We start from the raw sequence: 439 nt of genomic DNA on the forward strand, positions 1-439 counted from the left end.
CACTGGAATGATCAGGGTTTCATGCTCACCCACGGCGAGATGATTAAAACTCTCATCGGTGGGATCGAGCGTGTAGCTGCCATCTTGGTTGAGTATGAAACCTGCATGTTGATAAGTCGTGGTGAAAGTGGCTGTGTCGCCATGGTCGAGATCGGTAGCAGTAATTTGGCCTGTGACTTGTAGATCGCCTTCATTGACCGTTCTCGATCCTATATGACTAACCACAGGATTATCGTTAGTGCCGTCGATCTTGATTATCAGGTTTTGTGGTGCACTTTGACCATTATTGTTATCGATCGCCGTCACTGGAATGATCAAGGTTTCATGCTCACCGACCGCGAGATGATTAAAACTCGGATCGGTGGGATCGAGTGTGTAGCTGCCATCAGGATTGAGAACGAAGCCTGCGTGTTGATAACTGGTAGCGAAGGTGGCTGTG

Annotated in this window: 1 protein-coding gene; it reads right to left on the reverse strand. The window is 48.5% G+C overall.

What is annotated here, in order from left to right; genetic code table 11:
* The coding region (locus AB4135_RS21970) for a VCBS domain-containing protein (protein ID WP_371995546.1) at positions 1 to 439 on the reverse strand (439 nt) is incomplete at both ends.

Origin of the sequence: Shewanella sp. 10N.286.54.B9 (assembly GCF_041468565.1) — a bacterium.
Lineage (GTDB): Bacteria > Pseudomonadota > Gammaproteobacteria > Enterobacterales > Shewanellaceae > Shewanella.